At 69.2% G+C, this 6,837-nt stretch carries 9 protein-coding genes; 2 read left to right on the top strand and 7 right to left on the bottom strand.

Annotated elements, in window-relative coordinates:
• Nucleotides 1-108: 108 nt before the first annotated feature.
• Genes ACFVYE_RS38185 through ACFVYE_RS38175 form a run of 3 tightly spaced genes read right to left on the bottom strand, consistent with a single transcriptional unit; the run spans nucleotide 109 to nucleotide 2,001 of the window.
• Nucleotides 109-882, bottom strand: a complete 774-nt coding sequence (locus tag ACFVYE_RS38185) for a DUF3710 domain-containing protein (RefSeq protein WP_383978404.1) — start codon at nucleotides 880-882, stop codon at nucleotides 109-111.
• Nucleotide 883: 1 nt separating this feature from the next.
• On the bottom strand, nucleotides 884-1,417 hold the full coding sequence (dut, locus tag ACFVYE_RS38180; protein WP_389608481.1) for a dUTP diphosphatase: 534 nt from the start codon (nucleotides 1,415-1,417) through the stop codon (nucleotides 884-886).
• On the bottom strand, nucleotides 1,417-2,001 hold the full coding sequence (locus ACFVYE_RS38175; protein ID WP_383978398.1) for a PaaI family thioesterase: 585 nt from the start codon (nucleotides 1,999-2,001) through the stop codon (nucleotides 1,417-1,419). Before ACFVYE_RS38175 ends, dut begins: the two co-directional genes overlap by 1 nt.
• Before the next feature lie 58 nt (nucleotides 2,002-2,059).
• On the opposite strand from ACFVYE_RS38175, the gene ACFVYE_RS38170 reads away from it, so the two are divergent.
• Nucleotides 2,060-2,515 carry a DUF3093 domain-containing protein gene (locus ACFVYE_RS38170; protein ID WP_383978395.1) on the top strand — a complete coding sequence of 152 codons (456 nt, stop codon included), beginning with the start codon at nucleotides 2,060-2,062 and terminating at the stop codon, nucleotides 2,513-2,515.
• 112 nt (nucleotides 2,516-2,627) lie between these two features.
• Here the strand turns inward: ACFVYE_RS38170 and ACFVYE_RS38165 are convergent, their stop codons facing one another.
• The 4 genes from ACFVYE_RS38165 to ACFVYE_RS38150 all read right to left on the bottom strand — a co-directional run bounded on the left by ACFVYE_RS38165 (nucleotide 2,628) and on the right by ACFVYE_RS38150 (nucleotide 6,193).
• A complete protein-coding gene (locus ACFVYE_RS38165) occupies nucleotides 2,628-3,590 on the bottom strand; it encodes a hypothetical protein (RefSeq protein ID WP_389608480.1) in 963 nt (320 codons plus the stop codon).
• Between the two features lie 12 nt (nucleotides 3,591-3,602).
• Complete coding sequence (locus tag ACFVYE_RS38160) at nucleotides 3,603-3,899, bottom strand: DUF4193 domain-containing protein (RefSeq protein ID WP_003965732.1); 297 nt, start codon at nucleotides 3,897-3,899, stop codon at nucleotides 3,603-3,605.
• A gap of 404 nt (nucleotides 3,900-4,303) precedes the next feature.
• Complete coding sequence (locus ACFVYE_RS38155) at nucleotides 4,304-5,533, bottom strand: sensor histidine kinase (protein ID WP_383978389.1); 1,230 nt, start codon at nucleotides 5,531-5,533, stop codon at nucleotides 4,304-4,306.
• Between the two features lie 6 nt (nucleotides 5,534-5,539).
• The gene (locus tag ACFVYE_RS38150) at nucleotides 5,540-6,193 is read right to left on the bottom strand and encodes a response regulator transcription factor (protein WP_383078773.1); all 654 of its coding nucleotides are present in this window, start codon (nucleotides 6,191-6,193) and stop codon (nucleotides 5,540-5,542) included.
• A 377-nt stretch (nucleotides 6,194-6,570) separates the two neighbouring features.
• Here ACFVYE_RS38150 and ACFVYE_RS38145 point away from each other — a divergent pair, with 377 nt between their 5' ends.
• Nucleotides 6,571-6,744, top strand: a complete 174-nt coding sequence (locus ACFVYE_RS38145) for a hypothetical protein (RefSeq protein WP_176740391.1) — start codon at nucleotides 6,571-6,573, stop codon at nucleotides 6,742-6,744.
• The last annotated feature ends 93 nt before the right edge of the window (nucleotides 6,745-6,837 follow it).

The raw sequence follows: 6,837 nt of genomic DNA, 5'->3' as shown, positions 1-6,837 counted from the left end.
GCCCCCGAGCCCGCCCGGCGCCCCCATAAAGGCCGGTGGGCCGACCCCCCGGGGATGGGGGAACGCCCCCCCGGCCTTCAGCTGTGCCGGGCGGCTGCCCGTATCAGCTCAGCGCACCTCGGTGATCTCGGGTCCGCGCTGGAGCTGGCCCATGCCACCGGAGAACTTCGAGCCCTCCTGGTTCTCCTGCTGGACGCCCTCGGGCACCATCTGGGCGTCGTCGGGGAGCTTGAGGACGATCGGGTCGCGCGGCGCCATCGGGCCCTCGCCACGGACGACCACGGTGTCCCGGAAGATCGTCTCCAGCAGCCCCGCGGCCTCCGGCTGCACAGCACCCTGGCCGGAGATCACTCCGCGCAGGAACCAGCGCGGCCCGTCGACGCCGACGAAGCGCACCAGCTGCACGCCGTTCGTCCCGTCCGGGAGCTGTACGGGGACCTGGGCACGCAGCTCCCAGCCCAGCGGGCCCTCGACCTCGTCGATGATCCCGCCCTGCTGGGTGATGCCGGAGGCGATCTCATCGCGGACCTCGCCCCAGATGCCCTCCTTCTTGGGGGCGGCGAAGGCCTGCAGCTGGATGGCGCTGTCGCGCAGCACCACGGTCGCGGCGACGATCGCGTCACCGGCCACCTCGACGCGCAGCTCCATGCCCTCGACACCGGGCACGAAGATGCCGCCCAGGTCGACCCGGCCCTCGCCGGGCTGGGAGACCTCGGTGATGTCCCACGGTCCGTCCGGCCGCGGCGCCGGCGGGAGATTCACCCGACGCGAGCCGCTGTCGGCTCCATCGGCGTCATCGAGCTCGTCGACGACCTGCTCGGCCTCGCGCGCTTCGTCCGCCGCGTCCTCGGCGGAACCACTCTTCTTGCGACGTCCGAACACGTCACTGTCCTTCCCGGTCGGGTACGACCGAAGCGTAGCTGTTCCCGCCCTGGGGAATCCCGCCCCTGACGCCGTCAACATCACCGGAAGCATGCCCTCCGGTGGATCCGAAGCCTCCCTCGCCGCGGGCCGAGCCGGGTAGCTCCGCCACCTCGTGGAAGCGCACCTTCTCGACCTGCTGGACGACCAGTTGGGCAATCCGGTCGAACCGCTCGAACCGCACGGGCTCGCGCGGGTCGAGATTGATGACGATCACCTTGATCTCTCCACGGTACCCGGCATCAACCGTCCCCGGGGCATTCACAAGGGCGACTCCGCAGCGCGCGGCGAGGCCGGACCGCGGGTGCACGAACGCGGCGTATCCGTCGGGCAGCGCGATCGACACCCCGGTGGGCAGCACAGCCCGCTCGCCCGGGGCGAGTTCGGCGGCCTCCGTGGTCACCAGATCGACCCCGGCGTCGCCAGGATGTCCGTAGGCCGGAATCGGCACGTCCGGGTCGACACGGCGGATAAGTACATCTACGGGGTGACGCATCAAGGATTCACCTCGAACGCACGGACGCGCTTGGTCTGGTCCGGGTCGGCCATCGCTGCCTGGATCTCGGCCGGACGGCCGTTCTCGATGAAGTGGTCGACCTTGACCTCGACGAAGAGGGCCTCGGCGCGGACCGCCACCGGTCCGTCCGGGCCGCCGATCCGGCCGGTCGCCCGGGAGTAGATCTTCCGGCCGTGCACCGCGGTGACCTCGGCGTCCAGGTGCAGCACGGTATCCACGGGCACCGGGCGCACGAAGTCGGTCTCCAGCCGCCCGGTCACCGCGATCACCCGCAGCAGCCAGTTCAGCGAGCCGAGCGTCTCGTCCAGCGCGGTGGCCAGGACGCCGCCGTGGGCCAGCCCCGGGGCGCCCTGGTGGGCGGCCTTCACGGTGAACTCCGCGGTGACTCCGACACCCTCGCCGGCCCGCGCCTGGAGGTGCAGCCCGTGCGGCTGCCCTTCGCCGCACCCGAAACAGTGTTCGTAGTGCGAGCCGAGGAGTTCGCCGGGGGCCGGGGCTTCGGGGTGCCGGACCGGTTTCACCGCGTCGGCCGGGGGCTTCAGAGCCACAGATGTTCCACTCACAGGCGCAGACCTTACCCGCGCGGCCACCCGCAGGTCGCGCCGTGCCAAGCTTGGCTTCATGCAGCCTTCCACCCCGCCTTTCGACGAACGACTGACCGCACCCCGTTCGTGGTGGCTCATCGCCTTCCTGGTCGGCATCGCCTGTGCCCTGATGCTGCTGCCGCTCGGCACCCTGCCCCTGCTGGCCGGCCTGGTGGGCGGAACGGCCCTGTCGGCGGTCGCGGTGAGCTCGTACGGTTCGGCCAGGATCCGGGTGGTCGCGGGCGCCCTGGTGGCCGGCGACGCACGGATTCCGGTGACGGCACTCGGCGAGGCCGAGGTGCTGGAGGCGGAGGAGGCGCGCGCGTGGCGCTCGTACAAGGCGGACACTCGCGCGTTCATGCTGCTGCGCAGCTACATTCCGACGGCGGTCCGGGTGGAGGTCACCGACCCGCAGGACCCGACTCCGTACGTCTATCTGTCGACCCGCGAGCCGCAGGCCCTGGTCGCAGCGCTCAGCGCGGTGCGGGCCTAGCTTCGGAGGTTTCTCTCCTTTCGGGGGCTCCTCACGGGCCCTGCAGGCGGCCTCTCGCGGTCCCACAGGCCCTGTCGGGCGTGGGCCGGCCCCGTCGGGCGCCTGGGATGCCCTAGCCCTCCAGCTCGCCCGGGAGATCCTTGAGCAGGCCCCCCGGCCGCTCCAGCGGAGGCAGCTCCGGAAGCCGGTCCCAGGGGATCCGACGCTTGCGCAGGTCCTTCCTGACCCGTTCGGCAAGCTTTCTGGTGTCGCGCCGGTTCATCATCGCGCCGACGGCGGCGCCGACCATGAACGGGAAGAGGTTCGGCAGATCGCGCACCATGCGCTTCGTGATCTGCTGGCGCAGCTCGCGCCTCATCTGGCCGCCCAGCGCCGCATTGATCGTCGCGGGGTGGGTGACATCGATACCGCGCTCCTCCGTCCAGGACGTGAGGTAGGCGGTGGAACGCTGGGTGAGCCCGCCCGGCGGGCGCAGCCCGTAGACCTCGTGCAGCTCGGCGACGAGCTTCATCTCGATCGCTGCCACACCGGTGATCTCCGCCGCCAGCTCGGCGAGCATGGCGGGCGGTACGGGCATCATGGCCGCCGCGCCGATACCGGCGCCGACGGTTGCTGTGGCCTTGCTCGCGCCTGCGATGAGCTTGTCGGCGAGCTCCTCGGGCCCGAGGCCCGGGAACTGCTTGCGCAGGGTCGCGAGATCGCGCACAGGGATGCGGGGAGCGTTCTCGATGATCAGGTCGGCGATATGACCGATCGCTGCCTTGGCGCTCTCCCCACCCTTGTGTACTCCCCGTTTCACTGAACTCAGACGGCCTGCCCCGGTCACGGACTCCGTCCTGTCGACCTGTCCGGCCCCATCGGCCGTGTCGACTCCTTCAACTCCTTCGACTGCCGTGACTGCTTCGAGCGAGGCCGACCGGCCCCGCTCGTCGTCCCGCTCACCCGGGGAGGGTGGCAGGGCGGACCGCTCAGCAGGCGCTGCTACGCCTTCTGCCGGGCCTGTGCCGCCCTGATTCGCCTCCGACGACCTCTTGCGCCGCAAGCGTCGCTTCCGGAACGGTGTGTCGCCTGCCACGGTCGGTCCGACCTAGTCGCAGTCGCGGCAGATCGGCTGGCCGTTCTTCTCGCGCGCCAGCTGGCTCCTGTGGTGCACGAGGAAGCAGCTCATGCACGTGAACTCGTCGGCTTGCTTGGGCAGGACCCTTACGGCCAGCTCTTCGTTGGACAGGTCTGCTCCGGGCAGCTCCAGTCCCTCGGCCGCGTCGAATTCGTCGACGTCGACGGCGGACGCCGTCTTGTCGCTCCGGCGAGCCTTGAGCTCTTCAAGGCTGTCCTGGTCGACGTCGTCATCGGTCTTGCGTGGGGTGTCGTAATCCGTTGCCATGTCGCTCTCCCCCTCTGGGTGTCTGCGGTGTCTCAGCGCACGTAACGCGTGAGAGGCCGGACTTGTGCCCGACCTGAGGCGGAGATTTTGCCTCACATCAAGGTCTGTTACTCAATCGACACCCAAAAGGACCGCTCGGGAGTGGTCGCCTTGGGTGGCGATGGGGACCGTACACGGTCCCGGTCTCGCGCTTCACGGGCGCCACCCCGTGTACTTCCCGTGATATCGAACCCCGAAAACCCCGACTTTTGCGGGTTTTCCGGTGATAGCCCTGATCACGGAGCGTTGGCATCCAGGAATTCGCTCCTGTGATCGATCACACACGGCAACTTCGGGCGCAGGTCCCGAAAATTCCGCTCAAAGCGAACAAAGTAATTCGTGTACGAATCGCCTCACCCAGCCTCTCAGGCCGGCAGTGAGACGCGCATCACGAGACCACCGCCCTCGCGGGGCTCCGCGACGATACGGCCGCCGTGAGCGCGCGCCACGGACCGCGCGATCGACAGGCCGAGCCCCACCCCCTTGTCGCTGCCTGTTCGCTCCGTACGCAGCCGTCTGAAGGGCTCGAAGAGGTTGTCGATCTCATACGCAGGCACCACTGGGCCCGTGTTCGAGACCACCAGCAAGGCCTGGCCGGACCGGAGCTCGGTGGTGACCTCCACCCAGCCCCCCTCCGGGACGTTGTAGCGCACAGCGTTCTGCACGAGGTTCAGCGCGATCCGCTCCAGCAGGACGCCGTTGCCCTGGACGACGGCCGGGGCCCGCTCGCCACGGATCTCCACGCCCCGCTCCTCGGCCTCACCGCGCGTCTGGTCGATCGCCCGCGAGGCCACCTCGGCGAGGTCGACCGGTTTGCGCTCGACGATCTGGTTGTCGCTGCGGGCGAGCAGCAGCAGGCCCTCGACGAGCTGCTCACTGCGCTCATTGGTGGCCAGCAGGGTCTTGCCGAGCTGCTTCAGCTCCGGCGGGGCCTGGGGGTCGGAGAGATGGACTTCGAGCAGCGTGCGGTTGATCGCGAGCGGGGTGCGCAGTTCGTGCGACGCGTTCCCGACGAACCGCTGCTGGGCGGTGAAGGCCCGCTCCAGGCGATCGAGCATCTCGTCGAAGGTGTCGGCGAGCTCCTTCAGCTCGTCGTCCGGGCCGTCCAGCTCGATCCGGCGGGAAAGATCCGTTCCGGCCACCCGGCGTGCGGTGCGGGTGATCCGGCCCAGCGGGGAGAGCACCCGGCCCGCCATGGCATAGCCGAAGGCGAAGGCGATGACGCTGAGGCCGACCAGGGCCAGCAGCGACCGGTTCAGCAGCGTGTCCAGCGCCTGCTGGCGCTGATGGTTGACGCAGGTGTTCATGGCCGCGTTGAAGGCGTCCGGTGTGGATTTTTCGTTGAAATTGCACACGTCGCTGGTGACCTGGCCGCTCACGATCTTGAACGGCAGCTCGCTGCCCACATGGAGGGCCTGGGCGGCCAGCATGTAGATGATCGCCAGCAGCAGGATGCCGGCGATCAGGAACATGCCGCCGTACAGCAGCGTGAGCCGTATCCGGATGGTCGGGCGCAGCCAGTACGGCGGCTCCTGCTGTTTGGGCTCCCAGGTGGGCTTCGGGGGCGCCGTCGGCGGCGCCGGAACGGTGGGCATCGGCCGTCAGATCCGGTAGCCGGAGCCGGGCACGGTGACGATCACCGGCGGTTCGCCGAGCTTGCGGCGCAGTGTCATGACGGTCACCCGGACGACATTGGTGAACGGGTCGGTGTTCTCGTCCCAGGCCTTCTCCAGCAGCTGCTCGGCCGAGACGACCGCGCCCTCGCTGCGCATCAGGACCTCCAGCACGGCAAATTCCTTCGGCGCGAGCTGGATCTCCGCCTCGCCCCGGAAGACCTCGCGGCGGTTGGGGTCGAGCTTGATTCCGGCGCGCTCCAGGACGGGCGGCAGTGCCACCGTCGTACGCCGGCCCAGCGCCCGTACCCGCGCGGTGAGCTCGCTGAAGGCGAACGGCTTGGGCAGATAGTCGTCGGCGCCCAGCTCCAGTCCCTCCACCCGGTCGCTGACGTCCCCGGACGCGGTGAGCATGAGCACCCGGGTGGGCATGCCCAGTTCGACGATCCGCCGGCAGACGTCGTCGCCGTGCACCAGGGGGAGGTCCCGGTCCAGCACCACGACGTCGTAGTCGTTGACCTCGATGCGCTCCAGGGCCGCCGCACCGTCGTACACGACATCGACGGCCATGGCCTCACGGCGCAATCCGGTGGCCACCGCATCGGCGAGCAGCTGCTCGTCCTCCACGACGAGTACGCGCACGGCGCTGTCCTTCCTTAGAAACTTCAGTACGTAGGTAACTTCAGAACGTCCCGAGGTGCCCACGGTCCGCGATCCGGACCGCTCGTCGGCACTGGTCTGTGCGGCTCCATCCTGCCCGCAACGCGTATAAACCGGCGGTAAGACGACGCTGGCCGACTTGGGGCTCCGGGGAATTCACCGGATTTCCGGGCCAGTTGAGGTTTCTCTGAGCTTTGGGCTGGGGAGGACGAATTCACACCCGCGATCACGCCTTGAATGTGGCGTGCCACAGGCCACTCCGTCCCCGGAGAGCGCGTGATCACCCGCCCTACCGCCTCCGTGCGGAGGGAAACCCGGGCACACCCCCGTGCCACCGACCCACGATGAGGGGGCGCATTATGGACGCTTTCACCGCAGGTCTGCTGCAACGAATCAAGACCACCGAGTCCGACCTCACGAAAGCTCGGGAGACGGGCGACGACTTCCTCGCGGATGTCGAGCAGGGCGAGCTGGACGACCTGCACCGCCTCGCCGCCGAGCACGGCGTTGAAATCGGCGCCACCAGCGTCTGAGCCGCGTGAGAAGGGCCCCAGATTGCGCACCCCGCGCGACGGGGCCTTCTCAAGCGCCCGAACGAACCCGGCGAACGACGGGAAAACAGGACC

This window comes from Streptomyces sp. NPDC058239 (assembly GCF_042882185.1).
In the GTDB taxonomy this organism is placed as follows: domain Bacteria; phylum Actinomycetota; class Actinomycetes; order Streptomycetales; family Streptomycetaceae; genus Streptomyces.
This window is presented reverse-complemented; position numbering and strand designations above follow the sequence as displayed.